At 67.3% G+C, this 19,567-nt stretch carries 20 protein-coding genes; 13 read left to right on the forward strand and 7 right to left on the reverse strand.

The window, feature by feature from the left end; translation table 11 throughout:
* Positions 1–114: 114 nt before the first annotated feature.
* On the reverse strand, positions 115–348 hold the full coding sequence (locus tag HWX87_RS20275) for a hypothetical protein (RefSeq protein WP_034189753.1): 234 nt from the start codon (positions 346–348) through the stop codon (positions 115–117).
* 278 nt (positions 349–626) lie between these two features.
* Here HWX87_RS20275 and HWX87_RS20280 point away from each other — a divergent pair, with 278 nt between their 5' ends.
* Positions 627–1,034: a DUF3005 domain-containing protein gene (locus tag HWX87_RS20280; protein WP_176048774.1), complete on the forward strand. Its 408-nt coding sequence runs from the start codon at positions 627–629 to the stop codon at positions 1,032–1,034.
* Here HWX87_RS20280 and HWX87_RS20285 read toward each other — a convergent pair.
* Positions 1,031–1,300 carry a hypothetical protein gene (locus HWX87_RS20285; protein ID WP_176048775.1) on the reverse strand — a complete coding sequence of 90 codons (270 nt, stop codon included), beginning with the start codon at positions 1,298–1,300 and terminating at the stop codon, positions 1,031–1,033. The genes HWX87_RS20280 and HWX87_RS20285 overlap by 4 nt on opposite strands.
* Positions 1,301–1,571: 271 nt before the next feature.
* On the opposite strand from HWX87_RS20285, the gene HWX87_RS20290 reads away from it, so the two are divergent.
* A complete protein-coding gene (locus tag HWX87_RS20290) occupies positions 1,572–2,039 on the forward strand; it encodes a universal stress protein (protein WP_176048776.1) in 468 nt (155 codons plus the stop codon).
* 103 nt (positions 2,040–2,142) lie between these two features.
* The gene (fnr, locus tag HWX87_RS20295; protein WP_176048777.1) at positions 2,143–2,889 is read left to right on the forward strand and encodes a fumarate/nitrate reduction transcriptional regulator Fnr; all 747 of its coding nucleotides are present in this window, start codon (positions 2,143–2,145) and stop codon (positions 2,887–2,889) included.
* A 48-nt stretch (positions 2,890–2,937) separates the two neighbouring features.
* Here the strand turns inward: fnr and HWX87_RS20300 are convergent, their stop codons facing one another.
* Positions 2,938–3,831 carry a LysR family transcriptional regulator ArgP gene (locus HWX87_RS20300; protein WP_176048778.1) on the reverse strand — a complete coding sequence of 298 codons (894 nt, stop codon included), beginning with the start codon at positions 3,829–3,831 and terminating at the stop codon, positions 2,938–2,940.
* A gap of 110 nt (positions 3,832–3,941) precedes the next feature.
* Here HWX87_RS20300 and HWX87_RS20305 point away from each other — a divergent pair, with 110 nt between their 5' ends.
* The 4 genes from HWX87_RS20305 (at position 3,942) to HWX87_RS20320 (ending at position 8,809) form a co-directional block, all read left to right on the forward strand.
* Positions 3,942–4,562 carry a LysE/ArgO family amino acid transporter gene (locus tag HWX87_RS20305; RefSeq protein WP_176048779.1) on the forward strand — a complete coding sequence of 207 codons (621 nt, stop codon included), beginning with the start codon at positions 3,942–3,944 and terminating at the stop codon, positions 4,560–4,562.
* Between the two features lie 344 nt (positions 4,563–4,906).
* Entirely contained in the window at positions 4,907–5,854 is a 948-nt protein-coding gene (locus HWX87_RS20310) for an aldo/keto reductase (protein WP_176048780.1), read from the forward strand.
* 262 nt (positions 5,855–6,116) lie between these two features.
* Positions 6,117–7,085, forward strand: coding sequence for a helix-turn-helix domain-containing protein (locus tag HWX87_RS20315; RefSeq protein WP_176048781.1), 969 nt, complete (start codon positions 6,117–6,119; stop codon positions 7,083–7,085).
* A 158-nt stretch (positions 7,086–7,243) separates the two neighbouring features.
* Positions 7,244–8,809, forward strand: coding sequence for a GMC family oxidoreductase N-terminal domain-containing protein (locus HWX87_RS20320; RefSeq protein ID WP_176048782.1), 1,566 nt, complete (start codon positions 7,244–7,246; stop codon positions 8,807–8,809).
* A 72-nt stretch (positions 8,810–8,881) separates the two neighbouring features.
* Here the strand turns inward: HWX87_RS20320 and HWX87_RS20325 are convergent, their stop codons facing one another.
* A complete protein-coding gene (locus tag HWX87_RS20325; RefSeq protein ID WP_176048783.1) occupies positions 8,882–9,859 on the reverse strand; it encodes a helix-turn-helix domain-containing protein in 978 nt (325 codons plus the stop codon).
* Positions 9,860–10,035: 176 nt separating this feature from the next.
* Between HWX87_RS20325 and HWX87_RS20330 the strand changes: the two genes are divergently transcribed.
* From HWX87_RS20330 to HWX87_RS20345, 4 genes are read left to right on the forward strand one after another with little or no spacing between them, the layout of a single operon-like run.
* Positions 10,036–10,569 (forward strand): 2,4'-dihydroxyacetophenone dioxygenase family protein, encoded by a 534-nt coding sequence (locus HWX87_RS20330; protein ID WP_176048784.1) that lies wholly within the window; start codon positions 10,036–10,038, stop codon positions 10,567–10,569.
* 18 nt (positions 10,570–10,587) lie between these two features.
* Positions 10,588–11,892, forward strand: a complete 1,305-nt coding sequence (locus HWX87_RS20335; RefSeq protein WP_176048785.1) for an MFS transporter — start codon at positions 10,588–10,590, stop codon at positions 11,890–11,892.
* A 1-nt stretch (position 11,893) separates the two neighbouring features.
* The gene (locus tag HWX87_RS20340; RefSeq protein ID WP_176048786.1) at positions 11,894–13,015 is read left to right on the forward strand and encodes a 2,3-butanediol dehydrogenase; all 1,122 of its coding nucleotides are present in this window, start codon (positions 11,894–11,896) and stop codon (positions 13,013–13,015) included.
* Positions 12,993–13,715, forward strand: a complete 723-nt coding sequence (locus HWX87_RS20345; protein WP_176048787.1) for an SDR family NAD(P)-dependent oxidoreductase — start codon at positions 12,993–12,995, stop codon at positions 13,713–13,715. The genes HWX87_RS20340 and HWX87_RS20345 overlap by 23 nt, the downstream gene beginning before the upstream one ends.
* Here the strand turns inward: HWX87_RS20345 and HWX87_RS38245 are convergent.
* Entirely contained in the window at positions 13,712–13,846 is a 135-nt protein-coding gene (locus HWX87_RS38245) for a hypothetical protein (protein WP_279612970.1), read from the reverse strand. The genes HWX87_RS20345 and HWX87_RS38245 overlap by 4 nt on opposite strands.
* 45 nt (positions 13,847–13,891) lie before the next feature.
* On the opposite strand from HWX87_RS38245, the gene HWX87_RS20350 reads away from it, so the two are divergent.
* The gene (locus HWX87_RS20350) at positions 13,892–14,983 is read left to right on the forward strand and encodes a porin (RefSeq protein ID WP_176048788.1); all 1,092 of its coding nucleotides are present in this window, start codon (positions 13,892–13,894) and stop codon (positions 14,981–14,983) included.
* 93 nt (positions 14,984–15,076) lie between these two features.
* Here the strand turns inward: HWX87_RS20350 and HWX87_RS20355 are convergent, their stop codons facing one another.
* Both HWX87_RS20355 and HWX87_RS20360 read right to left on the reverse strand, forming a co-directional pair.
* Positions 15,077–16,567, reverse strand: coding sequence for an aldehyde dehydrogenase family protein (locus tag HWX87_RS20355; RefSeq protein ID WP_176048789.1), 1,491 nt, complete (start codon positions 16,565–16,567; stop codon positions 15,077–15,079).
* A 39-nt stretch (positions 16,568–16,606) separates the two neighbouring features.
* Positions 16,607–18,205, reverse strand: a complete 1,599-nt coding sequence (locus HWX87_RS20360) for a GMC family oxidoreductase N-terminal domain-containing protein (protein ID WP_176048790.1) — start codon at positions 18,203–18,205, stop codon at positions 16,607–16,609.
* A gap of 343 nt (positions 18,206–18,548) precedes the next feature.
* On the opposite strand from HWX87_RS20360, the gene HWX87_RS20365 reads away from it, so the two are divergent.
* Positions 18,549–19,499, forward strand: coding sequence for a helix-turn-helix domain-containing protein (locus tag HWX87_RS20365; protein ID WP_176048791.1), 951 nt, complete (start codon positions 18,549–18,551; stop codon positions 19,497–19,499).
* Positions 19,500–19,567: the final 68 nt, after the last annotated feature.

Here is a 19,567-nt window from a genome sequence, read left to right on the forward strand (position 1 = left end):
CGGTCGCACGGCCGCTAATAAAGTGACGGGTTCCACAAGATTACCGCGTTTTTTGTCCGGGAGCGGCACACCGGGGATCGGCCGGACGGCCGGCGACGCGCGAGCGCGGCGGCGTCACATCGTGACGCTGCTCGCGTCGATCCAGCGCACGGCCCAGTCGCGCGCGTGCGCGATCGCGTCGCCTTCGTCGTTGAACTGGAGCTCGATCGGAAAAAAACGGTTCGCAACCAGCTCCCCGTCGCTCGATCGGGAGATCACGACGTAGGGCTTGAACGAACCATCGCTGGCGCGCGCGGGCGCGCAGTTCAACAGATAACCGCGGTGCGTGAAGGCAGTAGTCGCTTGCATGAATCCGCCACCTCTAGTCCCTTGCTTTGTTGTTCACTACCCGTCTTTAAGGGTGCTGCGGCGCCCCGGCGCGGGCAGAGGCGGCGAGACTTCATCCCCTGTCGCCGCTTCGCAGGAAAAGAATCATACTCTGTAGAAAACGCGTCTTCTAGCTGAAATAAATCATGACAAATCAGTGCGCGTCGCGCGACCGCGGCGATCGCCCGCGCGCCTTTTCCCGTCGTGCCCGGAACGGGATTTGCTTCGATCCGGAGCGTTTCGCCGCCAGGAGAGCCGCGATGGAATCATCCGGTCAAACAGGTCGTGTGCACCCGCGCAGCGTCGAACTCGACAACGACGACACGCACGACAGCACGGTCGACACCGACGGCAAGAACCGCGAGGCGGCGCGCCTCGCCGGCGCCGGACCGATCTCGCCCGACCAGATCACGCGCAGCAACGCGTCGCTCGTCAATGCGATGCCGGAAGCCGGCGACGGCTTCGCCGGTTTCGACAGCCGCCCCGGCGGCAACCATCCGGCGTTCGCGCTGCGCGCGGGTTACATGGTGATCGAGAAAGGCTTCGACGCGCCGGCTCCGAGTGACGCGCTGTTCGGTCCCGTCCACCGGATGTACGGCAGCGCGTACTGGCCCGGCCACGGACGGCGGCCGGAACGCATCATCGAGCTGACAGCCGTACCGCGCTAGCCGGCGCGGCGTTTGAATCGATCGTTCGTTTGCGGAAGTTTGCGGAACGGCATCGGTCGCAGATCGATGGCGGCGGATCGGCGCGCGCGATCGATGCTCGAGTGAACGATTTCACGCATCGGCGTCGGCGGTTTCATGCGTACCGCGAATCGTGCCGATGCACATGCGTTGATCGAAGTCATGTCGAAACGGCGCAGTTGCGATTGAATGGCGATGCGTGCGGTGCATCGATCTGCCTGTCGCGCACGATCGACGTGCGTACCCATGCAACGCATCACGCCGCTGCATGCGCATGCGTTCCGCCACCGGCGCGAACAGCGGCTACGACCGGGCCACGCGCCACCCCTCGCGCGATGCAGCATGCGCCGCGCGCATGGCCATTCGCCACGGCGACAGACGCGGCGCGGCGGCCCGACCCGACGGGCACCGCACTGCAAAGTCCCCGCCGTTGGTTTACTCTGCCTCGCAGCATTGCGCATTGCCCAGCCCGATCGGCCATCCGGCCGACTTCGTTTCAACCCGCCACTCGGAGACACTATGTACAAGCGTATTCTGGTTGCCGTCGACGGCAGCGACACGTCCCGCCACGCATTCGATGCCGCGCTGGCGCTCGCGAAAGCACACGGCGCCGAGCTGCAGCCGTTCTACGTCGTCGAGAACGCCGCGATCTACTACAACGTGCCCGGCTACGATCCGTCCGTGCTGCGCGATCAGCTCGTCGCACAGGGCAACGAACTCGCGCAGGAATTCACCAAGCTGATGCAGGCAGCCGGCGTGAAAGGCGAAACGCGGCTGAACGAAGCGACGTCGCTCAACGATGTGTCGTCGCTGATCCTCGACGGCGCGAAGGCGTTCGGCGCCGATCTGCTCGTGCTCGGCACGCATGGCCGCCGCGGTTTCCGCCGCCTCGTGCTCGGCAGCATCGCCGAACAATGCGTGCGGCACGCCACGCTGCCCGTGCTGCTGATTCCGGCCGCTGCGAACGTCGACGAACAGGCCGCCTGAACGCCATCCGGCGGGCGCGGCCGGTCGCGACGTTTTGTCACCCGACAGCGGCAACTTGCGGTGGGACAATGATTCCGTCGATTCAACGCCGGAGTAAACGATCATGCTGACGCCCGTCGCCACACGTCCCGCCGCCACGCCTCATGCCGGTAGCTGGGCTCCTCGCCAGGCCGCGCACTGCTCGTCGTGCGCAATGCGGCACCTGTGCATGCCGCAGGGCCTGGCGCCCGAAGCACTCAGTCGCCTCGAGTCGGTCATCTGCGCGGCTCGCCCCGTCAAGCGCGGCGAAGCGCTGTTCCGCGAAGGCGACGCATTCGACAACCTGTACGCAGTACGCTCGGGTTCGCTGAAAACCGTCGCGACGCGCCATGACGGCCGCGAACAGGTCACGGGCCTGCATCTCGCCGGTGAGGCGCTCGGTCTCGACGGCATCTGCGACGATAGCCACCCGCGCACCGCGGTCGCGCTGGAAGACAGTTCCGTCTGCGTGATCCCGTACAGCGCGCTGAAGACACTGTGCTCCGAAGCCGGTTCGATGCAGCTGCGCATGCACAAGCTGATGAGTGAACAGATCGTGCGCGAAACGTCGCAAACGATGCTGCTCGGCTCGCTGAATGCCGAAGAGCGCGTCGCGGCCTTCCTGCTCGACGTCTCGTCGCGTTACCTGAAGCGCGGTTACTCGCCGTCGGAATTCAACCTGCGCATGACGCGCGAAGACATCGGCAGCTATCTCGGCATGACGCTCGAAACGGTCAGCCGCACGCTGTCGAAGTTCCAGAAGCGCGGCCTGATCGAAATGCAGGGCCGCCACGTGCAGATCGTCGACTTCGACGGCCTCCAGCAGGTCTGATCCCTCACGGCGCGCACGGCTCGCGCGCCGCCTGCATCGCACCCCGAATCAATCGAGAAACAGCGCGGCGCGCGTCTTCAGCGCCGCGCTGAAATCGTCGAGCCAGCCGATCGACAGACGCCAGCTCTGCCAGTAGAGATCGATGTCGATGGTCCGCCCGCGCGACATGTCCACGAGCTCGCCCGCCGCCAGTTGGCGATCGACCATCCGGTCCGGACACATCCCCCATCCCAATCCCGTTTCGCATGCGCGCAGATAGCCTGCGACGTGCGGTATCCAGTGCTGCGGCGGATCGAGATCCGCGTGTGTCACGCGCCGGATGAAACGCGACTGCAGACCGTCCTTCGGATTGAACATCACGCACGGCGCGCGGCGCAGCGCCTCGCGCGTGATGCCCGCACTGAAATAGCGTTCGTAGAACGCCGGCGAGCACACCGCGCGATAGCGGATGCGCCCGAGCCGCTCCGACCGGCACCCCTGAATCGGCTCGGCCTGCGCGGTCACGGCGCCCTGCACGCTGCCGTCGCGAATGCGCGACGCCGTGTAATCCTGGTCGTCGATCACGAGGTCGAGCAACGTCTCGCGCTCCGTGCAGAACGGCCCGACCGCGTCGATGAACCACGTCGCGACGCTGTCGTCGTTGACGGCCACACGCAACGTCGGCCATGCGCTCGCGATCTGGCCCGGCAGCGCCGGCATCCGGCCGCCCAGTTCGGCTTCCAGCAGCTGCACGCGCTCGGTATGCCGGCACAGCAGCGCGCCCGACGTCGTCGCAACACACGGCTGCCCGCGCTTGACGAGCACGCTGCCGACGCGCTCCTCCAGCAGCTTCACGCGCTGCGACACGGCCGACGGCGTGACATTCAGCTCCTTGGCCGCCCGCTCGAACGAACCGTGCCGGATCACGGCCGCAAGGGCATCGAGCAACGCATAGTCGAGCATTAGATTTCCTTAATCTGCATTAGGTGAATTAGCTTCTCTTATTTTCATGCTGACCGCAGACTAGCGCTACCCGAATCATTCGTCTACTGCTTCCACCGCTGCCCACCATCATGAACTGGCTCGCTTTTTCCCACGGCGCCGCCCTGTGCGGATCGCTCATCGTCACCATCGGCGCGCAGAACGCATTCGTGCTCCGCCAAGGCATCATGCGCGCGCATGTCGGCAAGATCGTGCTGCTGTGCGCGGTGTCCGACATGATCCTGATCGGCGCGGGCGTCGGCGGCGCGTCGGTGCTCGTCGAACGCTATCCGATCTTCATCCATGCGGTGCTGTACGTCGGCCTCGCGTATCTCGCATGGTTCGGCATCAACGCGCTGCGTCGCGCGTTCAAGCCGGGCCACGAAACGCTCGACGTGCGCGGCGACGCGGTCGCGCCGCAGTCGCAGAGCGGGCTGTCGATCGTGCTGATGACGCTCGCGTTCACGTGGCTCAATCCGCACGTGTATCTCGACACGTTCCTGCTGATCGGCACGGCCGGCGCACGCGAGCCGGAAGGCGCACGGCTCGCGTTCGCGATCGGCGCGATGACGGTCAGCGTCGTGTGGTTCCTCGGGCTCGGCTACGGCGCGCGACTGCTGGCGCCGTGGTTCCGCAAGGCCGTTGCGTGGCGCGTGCTGGATGGCGCGATCGGCAGCATGGTGCTGTTTCTCGCGGCGGTGCAGTTGCGCTGACCGCCCCCTCGTACGGGCGGCCGACTGCCGCCCGTCTCCCCTTCCGCGCCGGCGCAACGCCGGGGCAACCCGCCTCCCCTCATCGCGCTCCCCGCTGCAAAAAATCGCTCCCGATCGAACGCAGCCATACGAGACACTCACGTAACGGACGAATCGTCCGCCATCTGCTGCAAGCCATCCGTCATCGCGGCAACGTGCCGGCTGCACGAATCGGAGCGATCGGCGAGAATGGCCGGAGTCCCGCGACAACGGCGGAACCGCACCGCGCACACCGCCGTCCCGCCGCATTCGTATCGCCCCACCCCGCAGTTCAATCCCGTCACCTGCAGTTATCGGAGAGGAACATGGCACACCGCACCCTCGGCACATCGACCATCCAGGTTTCACCGCTCGCGTTCGGCGGCAACGTCTTCGGCTGGACCGTCGACGAGAACGCGTCGTTTTCGCTGCTCGACGCGCTTGCCGACACCGGCATCAACTTCATCGACACGGCCGACGTCTATTCGGCCTGGGTGCCCGGCAACAGCGGCGGCGAATCGGAAACCATCATCGGCAAGTGGCTCAAGCGCTCCGGCAAGCGCGAGCAGGTCGTGATCGCGACCAAGGTCGGCCTGCTGGCCGCACGCGCGGGACTGAAGAAGGACAACATCCTGAAGGCCGTCGACGATTCGCTCGGCCGCCTGCAGACCGACTACATCGACCTGTATTTCTCGCATCGCGATCTCGCCGACACGGCCCCGCTCGAAGAAACGCTCGGCGCGTATCAAACGCTGATCGACGCCGGCAAGGTGCGCATCATCGGCGCGTCGAACTACAGCGGCGCGCGCCTGCGCGAAGCCGCCGCCATCAGCCAGCGCGACGGGCTGCCCGCGTACCAGGTCATCCAGCCCGAGTACAACCTGATCGACCGAGCCGACTACGAACGCGATCTCGAGCCGGTCGTGCGCGACCTGAAGCTCGGCGTCGTCAACTACTATGCGCTCGCGAGCGGCTTCCTGTCGGGCAAGTACCGCGGCGAAGCGGACCTGAAGAAGAGCGTGCGCGGCGATCGCGTCGCCGGCTATCTCAACGAACGCGGCCTGCGCATCCTCGCGGCGCTCGACGCCGTGTCGGCAAAGCACCGCACGCAGCCGGCCGCGATCGCGCTCGCGTGGCAGATCGCGCGACCGACGATCACCGCGCCGATCGCCAGCGCGACGTCGCTCGCGCAGCTCGAACTGCTCGGCGAAGCGATCCGCGTTCAACTCGATCAGGACGATATCCGCCAGATCGACGAGGCCAGCGCGACCTGAAGTCCGCGACGGCAGCAGGCCGGTGGGGAAATCGCGCGAGCCACGTGGTTTGTCGACCGGCCTGCATCGTCTAGCCGAAAACCACGCACGTGTTTTGACTCGCACGGCCGCTTCCGTTGACTCAGCCGGACATCGATCGCGTCACCGCCCGCCGCGCCCCGCTGCAAGCGCGTCACGCGCCCGTCCCGGGTCTTTCACGGATTGACCGCGCCATTCGACGTGCCCGAGACTGCGCCGCTCAGGCGGTCATTGGGAGAACGTCATGCCGGACATCAGCACGGAGATCGCCACGGTCTCGACGCGCGCCGTACGCGGCGCCGAGCGCGTCGACTTCTGGGTCGACCATGTCGCGCGCACGCTCGTGCGGATCGAATGCAGCGGCAAGTCGTCCGAAGGCATCGACGCGTCGATGCGCAAGCGCGATCTCGGCCTGTTCAGCGCATGCGACATCGTCGCGAACCGGCATGCGGTCGTGCGCACGCCGCACAACATCCACGCGGACCAGCGCGACGCCGTGTTCATCTGCCTGATGCACGAAGGGCAGGGCTATACGTTCCAGGATGTCGACTGCATGCAGCATGCGCCCGGCGATCTCGTGCTGTACGACACGTCGATGCCGTACGGTCACGGCTTCCCGGCCGACATGGCGATGACCGTGCTCGACGTGCCGCGCGACACGTTCGAAGCGCGCGTCGGCCCGTGGCGCTATCGCAGCCTCGTCAAGATCGATCGCGACGACGGCGTGACGTCGTGGGCCGTGCGACAGGTCCATGCGCTGCTCGCCGCGCCGCAGGAGCCGACGCCCGACGCGCGCGAACGGCGCGCCGCCGCGATCCTCGACCTCGTGCAGTCGATGCTGCGGCTGCGCGACGGCGACGCGTCGCCGACGAAGTCGACCGTCCACACGCTGTCGCGCGCGAAGGCGTTCATCGACAGCCATCTCGCCGACGACGATCTCGACAGCCAGTCGGTGAGCCGCGCGATCAACCTGTCGCCGCGGCAGCTGGCGCGCGTGTTCGAGATCGAAGGGATGCCGCTCACGCGCTACATCCTCGCGCGGCGGCTCGAACGCTGCCGCGCCGACCTGCGCGACCGGTCGCTGAAGCACCTGACGGTCAGCGAGATCGCGTTCCGCTGGGGCTTCAACAACAGCGCGCATTTCAGCCGCAGCTATCGCGCGCGGTTCGGCGAGACGCCGAGCGAGTCGCGGGCGCCTGCCGACGCGCGCTAGGGCCGTTCGCGCCGCCACCCGCCGCCACTCGCCGCCGTGTCCGGGCGAGGCAAGCGCGGCGTCCGTCCCGGTCAAATGGGGCCGCAACCCGCTCGCTAAGCTGGCTTCCTGCGCGGCGGCACTCGTTCCGCCGCCCGACAGCAAGGAGAAGAAGCGGGATGGAGACGTACGACCATATCGTCGTCGGTGGCGGGTCGGCCGGCTGTACGGTCGCGCATCGGCTGGTGAAGGCCGGCAGGCGTGTACTGCTGCTCGAGGACGGACCGAAGGACGACAGCCTGTTCGTCCGGATTCCGGCGACGTTCATCCGCGTGCTCGGCACGCGGCGCACGGTCACGTTCGAGAGCGAGCCGCAGCCCGGCGCGGCGGGCCGCAAGACCTATGTGCCGCAGGGTCGCACGCTCGGCGGCGGCAGTTCCGTCAACGCGATGCTGTACGTGCGCGGCACGCGCGACGACTACGACGACTGGGCCGCGCTCGGCTGCACCGGATGGGGCTGGGACGACGTGCTGCCCGTGTTCAAGCGCGCCGAATCGCATCTGCGGCTGTCGGAGCCGTTCCACGGCACCGACGGCCCGTTGAAAGTCGGCGACACGCGCTTCCGGCATCCGCTGAGCCTCGCGTTCGTGAAGGCCGCACAGGAGGCCGGCATTGCGTACAACGACGATTTCAACGGCGCCACGCAGCACGGGGTCGGCTTCTATCACACGACGATCTTCGACGGGCAGCGCGGCAGCACCGCGGCCACCTATCTCGCCGAAGCGATCGCTCATCCGAACCTGCGCGTGCTGACCGGCTGCCGTGTAACGCGCATCCGGTTCGACGGGCGGCGCGCAACGGGCGTCGAATGGCGCATCGAAAGCGGCGCAACGGGGTCGGCTGCCGCGCGCGCCGACATCGTGCTCGCGGCCGGCGCGCTGAGCACGCCGAAGCTGCTGATGCTGTCGGGCATCGGGCCCGGCGCGCACCTGCATGCGCACGGCATCGACGTGCTGCACGACAGCCGCGACGTCGGCGCGAACTACCAGGACCACCTCGAGGTATCGATCTACGGCCGCAGCCACGCACCGGTCAGCCTGCTCGGCGAGGATCGCGGGCTGAAGGCGCTGCGTCACGGGCTGCAGTGGATGCTGTGCCGCACGGGCCTGCTGACGTCGAACGTCGTCGAATCGGGCGCGTTCGTCGATACGACCGGCAGCGGCCGCCCGGACATCCAGTTCCACGTGCTGCCGATCCTCGTCGGCGACGTCGATCGCGAACCGCTGCCCGGCCACGGCCTGTCGATCAACCCGTGCCTGCTCAGGCCGCGTTCACGCGGCTCCGTGCAACTGCGCGGCAACGATCCGGCCGCGCCGATCCTGTTCGACAGCGGCGCGCTGTCCGATCCGGCCGACGTCGACGGCCTCGTGCGCGGCGTCGCGCTCGCACGGCGGGTCATCCGCGCGCCGTCGCTCGCACGCATCGTCCGCGAAGCCGAGACGTTGACCGACGCGGCACTCGCCGACTACGTGCGGCACCGCGCGAAAACCGTCTATCACCCGGCCGGCACCTGCCGCATGGGCAACGACGCGCATGCGGTCGTAACGCCGCGCCTCGAGGTGCAAGGCATGGATGGATTGCGGATCTGCGATGCATCGGTGATGCCGCGCATCGTGTCCGGCAACACGAACGCGCCGACGATCATGATCGCGGAGCGCTGCGCCGAGTTCATGCTGGCGGAGTGACGCGCCGTGGACACAAAAGCGGCGCGTGACACACGCGCCGCCGAACCATCAGGAGAGCGGAGAGCGGCGACGTCACCCGCCCGCCCGCGCCGCATCGCGCAGCGCCATCGGAGACGCGCCGTAGCGCTCGCGAATCGCGCGGCTGAAGTGTGCCTGGCTCGAAAAACCCCAGCGAAACGCGATCTCGCCGATGCTCGTCTTGCGCAGCCGTGCGTCGGTCAGCTCACGATGCGCGTGCGACAGCCGCTCCGACCAGATGTGCTGCGTGATCGACTCGCCTTCGGCCGCGAAGAGCCGGCCCAGATGCCGCAGCGACAACCCGACCGCATCGGCGACGGCCTGCGGCCCGAGCTCCGGCTCGCCGAGATGCGTCGCGATGTACTGCTTCGCGGTCAGCAGGTATGACAGCGACGCGCGCGACGCGCCCGCGCCATTCACTTCCGTGTCGATGAGCTCCGCGATCAGCGTGCGCGTGTGCTCGGCAAACCGCGCGGCATCGCGCTCGACTGGATCCTTCATGAACCGCTCGACGCTTGCGCGCAACGTCGCGCCGAGCATCGCACCCGCGCCCGGCTTCGGCGCGATCCGCAGCGGCAGCGCGGCCAGCTCCGCATCGAGCCGGTCGTCGAACGACGTGACCGGAATGTCGATCAGCAGCTGGCGCATCGGCGTCAGGAATCCGAACAGATAAGGCACGCGCGTGTCGTAGACGACGACATCGCCGGCTTCCGCGAGCAGGCACCGGTCGCGCTGGATGAAATATGCGCGCCCGCTCAGGATCTGGCACGCGAACAGCGATTCCTTCGGCAACTGGCGCACCAGTGCGGGGCTGCGCTCGATCACGTGGTCCTGCCCGCTGATGTCGGCGATGCCGAGGCCCGGCAGCGCGATGTCGGTCTTCTCGACTTCGAGCCCGGCCGGCGACAGAGACGAGCAGCGCAGCCCGACCAGCGTCGCCGCATTGAACGCATCCCAGTACGCCATCCTGTCGCGCGCCGGCACGTCGGCCGTCGAGCCTCGCGTGCATGAAAAAACGGTCGAATTCGTCACGTCGCCTCCTGCGGGCGCCTGTCGTGCGGAGCGGCACGGATTGGGGGATGGTTCGTCTGGATTTTGGTGCAACGCAATGTCCGGCGCGGTCAAGCAATTCGTCCAGCCCAGTCAAGAGCGGCGCGCACCGGCTGGCTAAAGTCGAGCCCACGACAACTCATGCAAGGAGACAACCCGTGGTCGACAAAGCCGTATCCGAATTCTGGCAAAACATCCCGGCGATTGCCAATCCGTTCAAGCCCGATGCGCTGCCCGAAGCGTACATCCCGAACGCGGCCACCGACGACGAGCGCTATTACGTTCCGTTCACCGAAACGGTTTCGTCGCGGCCGCTGTGGATCTCGCCGTCGCAGAACAAATGGTGCGACATCCTGATGGCGAAGGAAGCGGGGCTCGTGAACCGGCACTATCACCCGCACGAGGTGTTCGCGTACACGCTGTCCGGCAAATGGGGCTACCTGGAGCACGAATGGACCGCGACGCGCGGCGATTTCGTGTACGAGACACCCGGCGAAGGCCACACGCTGGTCGCGTTCGATCATCCCGAGCCGATGCGCGCGTTCTTCATCGTCAAGGGGCCGCTGATCTGGCTCGACGAAGACGGCAACCCCGACGGCTACTTCGACGTGCATTCGTACATCGCGATGTGCAAGGCGCATTACGAGAAGGTCGGCCTCGGCGCGCAAGCGATCGAGAAGCTGTTCCGCTGACGCACGACGAGGCTCCCCATGACATCTCCCTCTTCATCCAGATCCGCGTGGACGTACGAAAACAGGCTGCTGCTGATCCTGTTCATGACGTTCGGCTTCGTCTTCTTCGACCGCCTCGCGCTGTCGTTCCTGTTCCCGTTCATGTCGGCCGAGCTGCACCTGACGAACACGCAGCTCGGCATGGTGTCGTCCGCGCTCGCGCTCACTTGGGCGCTGTCCGGCGCCGCGACCGGCGCGTGGTCCGATGCGCGCGGCACGCGCAAGCCGCTGCTGATCGCGGCCGTGCTCGGCTTCTCCGTGTGCTCGGCGCTGTCCGGGCTCGTCGGCGGCTTCGCGAGCCTGATCGCGTTCCGCGCACTGATGGGCATCGCCGAAGGCCCCGTGCTGCCGCTGTCGCAGTCGCTGATGGTCGAAAGCTCGACGCCGAGCCGCCGCGGATTGAACATGGGCCTGCTGCAAGGCTCGGCCGCCGGCCTGCTCGGCGCGATGATCGGGCCGCCGGTCGTGATCGGCATCGCGACCACGTACGGCTGGCGCGAGGCGTTCTACGTGTCGTGCATTCCGGGCTTCCTGATCGCGTTCTGCATCTGGCGCTGGGTACGCGAAGTGCCGCCCGGCGGCGTACGGTACGCGCAGGCCGACGGCACCGGCGTGCCGGCCGCGAGCGGCACGGCCATCAACCGCTGGGCGCTGCTGAAGGAACGCAACATCCTGCTCTGCGTGCTGATCAGCTGCTGCTTCCTCACGTGGTTCGTCGTGATCATCTCGTTCGCGCCGGTCTTCCTCGTGGAAAACCGCCACCTGTCGCCGTCCGACATGGGCGTCGTAATGACCTGCCTCGGCGCCGCATGGGTGTTCTGGGGCTTCGCGGTGCCGGCGATCTCCGACCGGATCGGCCGCAAGCCGACGATGATCGTGTTCGCGCTGATCGCGGCCGTGTGCCCGATGGTGATGATCCACGTCGGCTCGGTCTGGGCGCTCGGCACGCTCGTGTTCGTCACATACACGGGCCTCGGCTGCTTCACGCTGTTCATGGCGACGATCCCGGCCGAAACGGTGCCGCCGCGCGCGATCGCCAGCGCGCTCGGGCTGATCATGGGCGCGGGCGAGCTGATCGGCGGCTTCGTCGCGCCGACCGTCGCCGGTTTCGCGGCCGACAAGTACGGCCTGCAGTTCGCGATGTGGACGTCGACCACCGGCGCGATCCTCGCGTGCGTGCTGTCGTTCGGTCTCGTCGAAACCGCGCCGGCCGTGCTGCGCAAGCGCGCGCTCGCCGGCGCCGCATCGGGCCGTCTCGATGCGCAGAACCTCGGAGGACGCTGACATGCGCGCACTTCAATGGCATGGCCCGCGTGACGTCCGTCTCGTGGAAATCGCTACGCCGGGCGTCGGACCGGGCGAGGTGCGCATCGCGGTCGCGTATTGCGGCATCTGCGGCAGCGACCTGCACGAATACGCGGACGGCCCGCACGCGATTCCGGTCGACACGCCGCATCCCCTGTCGCGCCGCACCGCACCGCTGACGCTCGGCCACGAGTTCTGCGGCACCGTGGTCGAAGTCGGCGAAGGCGTGACGACGCTGAACCCGGGCGATTGCGTCGCCGTCGAGCCTGAATATCGTTGCCACCAGTGTGCGTACTGCCGCTCGGGGTCGTACAACCTGTGCGTGTCGATGGGCTTTGCCGGGCTGATGGGAGACGGCGGGATGGCCGACTTCGCGGTCGTGCCGGCCTACATGCTGCACCGGCTGCCCGACGGCGTGAGCCTCGAGCAGGCCGCCGTGATGGAACCCGCGGCCGTCGCGCTGCACGCGCTGCGCCGCGCCGAGCTCCGGCTCGGCGACACGTGCGCGGTATTCGGGCTCGGGCCGATCGGCCTGCTGCTGATCCAGCTCGCGAAGCTGCAGGGCGCGACGACCATCGTCGCGGTCGACGTGTCGACCGAGCGTCTCGCGGCCGCCGCGCGCTTCGGCGCGACGCACGCGTTCAATGCACGCACGCTCGACGCGTCCGTGCTGCGCGACGCGATCCATGAGGCATCGGGCGGGCTCGGCGTCGACGCGAGCTTCGAGGCGGCCGGGTTGCCGGCCACGTTCGAGGCGGCGATGCAAGCGCTGCGCAAGGGCGGCCGCGTCGTGATGGTCGGCCTGATGCCGCAGGCGGGCTTCGACGCGTTCCGCGCGGTCAACGACGAGCTGACCTTCACGGCGAGCGTCGGCTACCGGCATGCGTACGAAGACCTGCTGCGGATCGTCGCGTCGGGTGGGCTCGACCTCACGTCGATCGTCACGCGCACGGTGTCGTTGGAGGATGCCGTCGCCGACGGCTTCGACGCGCTGCTCGCCGACCGTACGCAAATCAAGATCCTGGTTTCCCCCGCGCAGCGGCACGCGCGCTCCACCCCCGCCGTCGAGAGTGTCGAACATGAGTCTCCAGTGGTTATTTGAGGGCAAGACCGTCGCCGTAACGGGCGGCACGTCGGGCATCGGCGCGAGCACGGCGTGGCGTTTCGCGGAAGCGGGCGCATCGGTCGTTGCGCTCGGGCTCGACGCAACCGGCCCGCATGCACCGGTCCATCCGCGCGTCCGGTGCGTCGAGCTCGACGTGACCGACAACGATGCACTGACGCGCACGATCGCCGCATTGCCGCGGCTGGACGTGCTCGTCAACGGCGTCGGCATCAGCCGCCATTCGGACGAATACCGGATGGACCAGTTCGAGCTCGTGCTGAACGTGAACCTGACGTCGGTGATGCGCGCGTCCGACGCCGCGTTGCCGGCGCTGTCCGTACAAGGCGGCAGCATCGTCAACGTCGCGTCGATGTACACGTACTTCGGCAGCAAGGACCGGCCCGCGTACAGCGCGAGCAAGGGCGGCATCGCGCAGCTCACCCGCTCGCTCGCGCAGGCGTGGGCCGATCGCGGCATCCGCGTGAACGCGGTCGCGCCCGGCTGGATCGACACGCCGCTCAGTACCGGCCTGATGGCCGATGCGCAGGCGTCGCGCCGCATCCTCGAGCGCACGCCGCTCGGGCGCTGGGGTACGGCCGACGAGGTCGCGGACGTGATCCTGTTCCTGTGCTCGCCCGGCGCGTCGTTCGTGACCGGCGCGGTCGTACCGGTGGACGGCGGGTACTCGACGGTCTAGCGCACCGCGCGCAGGGCATCGGCGGATTCACGAAACCCGCCGATGCCCGTTGCGCGGCGCGGTTCCCGCCTGCCGCCACCGAACCGGGTTTCGCCCGGTTCCGGTTTGTTCATATCAATCAGTAGTCCCATCAAAAATATCCGATCCGATCGGAACATGTGAGGAGCACATTGGAGATGACGAAAAAGACTTTCCTGACACTCGCGGTCTGCACGATTCCGGCTGCGGCGTTCGCACAGAGCAGCGTGACGATGTTCGGGCTGATGGATGCCGGCATCAGCTATGTCAGCAACCAGAGCGGCCACGGCGCCGCGAAATTCGACGACAACATCTTCTTTCCGAACCTGCTCGGCTTCGAGGGCAAGGAGGATCTCGGCGCGGGCACGCGGGCGATCTTCCGGCTCGTGAACCAGTATTCGCTCGGCAACGGCTCGATCATCGGCGGCGGGTTGTTCGCGCGCACGGCCTACGTCGGGCTGCAGAACGACCGGTACGGCACGCTGACGCTCGGCAACCAGTACGAGTTCATGGTCGATTCGCTGGCCGCCAGCGGCAACGAGATCGCGCAGGATCTCGTCGGCCTGTACGGCTTCCGCAACGGGCCGTTCGACAAGCTCGCGCTGCCGAACAACCCGACCGGCGCATTCGACTGGGACCGCGTCGCGGGCAGCAATCGCGTCGCGAATTCCGTCAAGTACACGAGCCCGTCGCTGTCGGGCCTCACCTTCGGCGCGCTGTACGGCTTCGGGAACGTCGCCGGGTCGGTTGGCGCGAACAACACCGTCAGCGTCGGCGCGAGCTACGACAACGGCCCGTTCGGCGCAGGTGCCGCCTATACGAACCAGAAATACGGCGCGGCCGGCGGACTGCCGCCCACCAGCGTGCGCAACTGGGGCGCCGGCGTGCATTACACGGTCGGCACGGTCACGGGGAAAGCGCTCTTCACGACCGTGCACAACGCGCAGAACGGCGCGGGTGCGTGGTCGGCCGAAGCCGGCGCCGCATGGCACCCGTCGCCCGGATGGGTCGTCGGCGCGAGCTACACGTACATGAAGGGCAACGACACGCTCGACAACGCGCATGCGCATCAATTCCTGGCCGCCGTCCAGTACTGGCTGTCGAAACGCACGATGGTGTACGTCGCCGGCGTGCATCAGCGCACCGGCCACGGCAGCAACGCGCAGATCAACGGCGTGATGGATGCGGACGGTGCATCGAGCGGCGCACTGCAGTCGATTGCGCGGATCGGGTTCAGCACGCGGTTCTGACGGGAAAAAAGGGCGCCGGCCGTGATATCGGGCCGGCGCCAGCCGGCGCGCCGCCGGGCTTTCAGCCGGCAACGCGCCCGTCATGCACTTGATTCAGAAGCGGATCGTGACGGATTTCGGTTCCGTATAGGCATCGATGAACGACGAGCCGTATTCACGGCCGATGCCGGACCCTTTCGCGCCGCCGAACGGCACGGCCGGGTCGACGAGCGTATGCATGTTCACCCACACGGTACCGGCCTCGATGCGCGGGACATGGCGCAGCGCCTTCGCGAGATCGTTCGTCCACAGGCTCGCGGTCAGCCCGAACGGCGTGTCGTTCATCATCGCGATCAGTTCCTCGTCATCGTCGAACGGCACGAACGCGCCAACCGGGCCGAAGACTTCGTTGCGGTACACACTCGATTGCAGCGACTTCGGCAGCACGATCGTCGGCTTCACGTAAAAGCCGTCGCGCGCATAGGCGCCGCCGCCCGTGACGATCGTGTCGCCGTCCGCGCGTGCCAGGTCGAACGCGTCGAGGCACTTGCGAAACTGCGGCTCGTTGCACACCGGGCCGATCATGCCCGCGTCGTCCATCGGGTCGGACGGCTGGAAGCTGTCCAGCCGCGCCTTCAGCTTCTCGACCACCTCGTCGAATTGCGAACGATGCACGAAGAAGCGCTCCGCCGATGCGCACACCTGCCCGCTGTGCAGGAACCCGGCCTCGAGCACGCCGTCGACGATCTTCCCGACCGGCGTATCGGGCAAGAAGCCGGCCGCATTCTTGCCGCCCAGTTCGAGCGTGAAGCGCGTGAAGTTCGCTCTGACGGCCTCCTCGCCGATGATGCGGCCGGTCGGCACCGAGCCCGTGAACGACACCTTCGCGATACGCGGATCGCGGATCACCGAAGCGCCGACCTTGCCCGAGCCGTTGATCACGTTCAGCGTGCCCGGCGGCAAGCCGGCTTCGGTGCCCAGCTCGGCGATCCGCAGCATCGTGAGCGGCGTGAACTCCGACGACTTGATCAGCACCGTGTTGCCGGTCGCGAGCGCCGCGCCGAATTTCCACACGGGAATCATCACCGGGAAATTCCACGGGATGATGCCGAAGACGACGCCGAGCGGCTCGCGCAACGTGAACGACGTGTACCGCTCACCGTTCATGCTCGGGAACGACGGCGCGAGCGTTTCGCCCGCGATCTTGGTGGCCCAGCCCGCGTAATAACGCAGCCAGCGCGCCGACCAGCTCACTTCGATCGCGCGCGACAGGCCGATCAGCTTGCCCGACTGCGCGGTTTCGATCTGCGCGATCTCTTCGCCGTGTGCTTCGATCAGATCCGCGAACCGCAGCAGGATGCGCTCGCGCTCGGCCGGCGTCACCTGCGCCCACTCGCCGCGAAACGCGCGATGCGACGACGCGACCGCCGCCTCGATCTCGCCGTCGGTCGCCTGCGCGACGGAACCGGTCACCGCGCGTGTCGCCGGGTTACGCACGTCGATCCGTTCGCCACCGCTGCCGGCGACGGCCCGGCCGTCGATGTAGTGACCATGTTCGCGCGCGAGAAACCGTTTGACCTCGTCCAGCATCTGCACCAATGCCATTTTCCTGCCTCCGGAAATCGATGTGAATGAAACGCCCGATCAGGCCGCGCCGGCGATCAGGTCCGACGCCTTTTCGGCGAGCGCGATCGTCGGTGCGTTCGTGTTGCCGCTCGGGATGCTCGGCATCGTCGAACTGTCGGCCACGCGCAGCCCGGCAATGCCGTGCACGCGCAACTGCGGGTCGACGACGGACGACGCCGCGTCCGTGCCCATCCGGCACGTGCCCACCGGGTGATAGACCGTCTTCGCCGCGCCGCGCACCCAGTCTTCGATGCCTGCTTCGTCGTCGGGCGGGCAATCCGGCGAGAAGATCTCGTCGACGTGCTCCGCGAGCGCGGGCTGGCGCAGGATCTTCAGCGCCAGCTTCGCCGCGCGAATCTGGCCGTCGACGTCGCGGCGATCGGCCAGATAACGGCCGTCGATCCGCGGCAGGTCGGCCGGATTCGACGAACGGATCATCACGCGACCGCGCGAATGCGGCTGCAGGTGGCCCGTCTTGATCGTGATGCCGTGCGTCCTGCCCTGCGTCACGCCGATCGGGTCGTCGAACGAATCGATCGTCGGCAGGAAGTGGAACTGCACGTCCGGCTGCCCCTGCCCGCAGGTATCGACGAACGCGAACCCTTCGAGCACCGGCGAAGTCAGGATGCCGGAGCGGAAGAACTTCCATTCGATGCCGTGCTTGAGCGCGCGCCATCCCTTGTCCTGACCGTAGAGCGACACCGGCGTGCGGATCGTCGCGTTGACCGACATGTGCATGTGATCGTGAAAATTCTCGCCGACCGGCAGCACGTGCCGGACCGGCACGCCCGCGCCTTCGAGCACGCTGCGCGGCCCGATGCCGGACAACTGCAGGATCTTCGGCGAACCGATCGCGCCGGCCGTCACGATGATTTCCGCACGCGCCTTCGCCGTCACGCGGCGGCTGCCCTGGCGATAGGTGACGCCGGTCGCGCGGCCACCCTCGATCTCGACGCGCTCGACCAGCGCGTCGACTTCGAGGCTGAATTCAGGACGGTTCCGGATCGCCTTCAGATAGGTGGCCGCGGTCGAGCCGCGCTCGCCGTTGAAGATCGTTGCCTGATAGAACCCGACACCCTCCTGCCGCTCGCCGTTGTAGTCGACCAGGTAATCGAGACCCATCTGCTGGCCGGCCCGTACGAACGCCTGCGACAGCGGATGCCGGTAGCGGATCTCGGTGACCTGCAGATGCCCTTTGTTGCCGTGATAAGGCGCCGTCAGCGACTCGTTGTTCTCGGCCTTCGCGAAGTAGCGCAGCATCTCGTCGGCGCCCCAGCCCTTGCAGCCGAATTCGTTCTCCCAACGGTCGTAGTCGTTGCGGTGCCCGCGCACGTACAGCATCCCGTTGACCGAACTCGATCCGCCGAGCACGCGCCCTTGCGGCACCGCGATCGACCGGCCCTTCACGTCGTCCGACGGGTCGGCCGCATACGGCCAGGTGTGGCGCGGGATGGCCTTGGCGAGCCCGCCCGGCATGTGGATGAACAGGTCCTTGTCGTGCCCGCCCGCTTCCAGCAGCAGCACGGTGCCCTTGCGGCGCTCGACGAGGTGGGTCGCAATGGTGCAGCCCGCCGACCCGGCGCCAATGACGATGTAGTCGAAAGTTCTATCGGACATCCTGATATGCGCCCGCCGTTGTCCGCGCAACGTTCGCCGGCGCGTGCCGCCGCCGCGTGCGTCGCCTGCCTTCGGCGGTGTCTCCTTAAAATCGGTGGTGGTTCCTGATGGCGCGAGCCAGCCCGTGCGGTGCGTTGCGGCGCAGCGGGATTCGCCGTGGCAGAAGCCCGATACGCCCGGATGATTCGTCGACCGCGTTCCGATTCTAGAAGCGCGCCGCCGGCACACCTCGGCGTTCCGTGCACACTTTTGGCTTCAGCGTGCAGAACCGCGCGGCCACCGTACCGGCTTTTTTCGTTTGCATTAATCTTGGGGCGTTCCCGGCACCCTCCCTTCCCCGGCCATGGCACATGAACTCGTCGTCAGCGCGAGCAACGGCAGCGCAAACCTGCGAGAACTCGTCGCAGACAGTTTCCTGCCGCTGGTTTTTCACGACACCGGCCCTCTTTTCCAGATGTCGGTGCGCGTCGCGTCGGTGGGCGGGCTGCGCATGGCGGAGGTCGACACCACGGCCGTCCGGGTCGACCGCGACCGCGCGCTGGCCGCGCGTACCGAAAGCGACTGCTACAAGATCCTGTTCCAGATCGCCGGGCAAAGCCGCATCACGCAGCGCAACACGACATCGACCGTCAATCCCGGCGAATGGGTGATCTACGACGCCACGCAGCCGTACCGGATCGAATCCGCGCATGCGTCGCGCTTCGTCGCCGCGCTGACGCCGCCGCGCAGCAGCACGATGTGGCGGTGGTTCGTCGAACGCGCGGGTGTCCAGGTTCGGCAGACCGTCGGCAATGCGCGGCTCGCGCTGCAGTCGATCCACTACCTGATGGACGGGCAGGTGCCGAACGATCCGGAAAGCCTGTTCGGCTTCGAGCAGTCGACGCTGATGCTGCTCGATTCGGTGATCCGCCGCGAAGCCGGCGATTCGCTCACCGGCGCCGACGCACGCAGCGCGGCGCTGCGCATGAATGCCGAAATCCATCTCGCGCATCACTACCACGATCCCGACCTCTCGCCGGACCGGCTCGCCAGTGCGCTGAACGTATCGAGACGCACGCTCTACAGCGCGCTCGCCGCGACCGACCAGACGCCGCAGAGCCTGATCCAGGAATACCGGCTGCAGGCAAGCCGGCGCGCGCTGGAGGATCCGGCCGATACCCACCGGAATCTGCTGGAACTTGCGATTGCATGCGGTTTCTCGGACATCACGCATTTCGGCCGCGCATTCAAGGCGCGGTTCGGGTGCAGCCCGGGCGCTTACCGGCTCGCGCATCGTGCCATTCCGGGGTCTTGAAGCGCGGCGTCCGGCGGTGTTTCGACCGCCTTTCCGGATACCGTAACGATTCCGCTTCGACAGCGAGC

Source organism: Burkholderia sp. BCC1644 (assembly GCF_902833225.1).
Classification (GTDB): Bacteria; Pseudomonadota; Gammaproteobacteria; order Burkholderiales; family Burkholderiaceae; genus Burkholderia.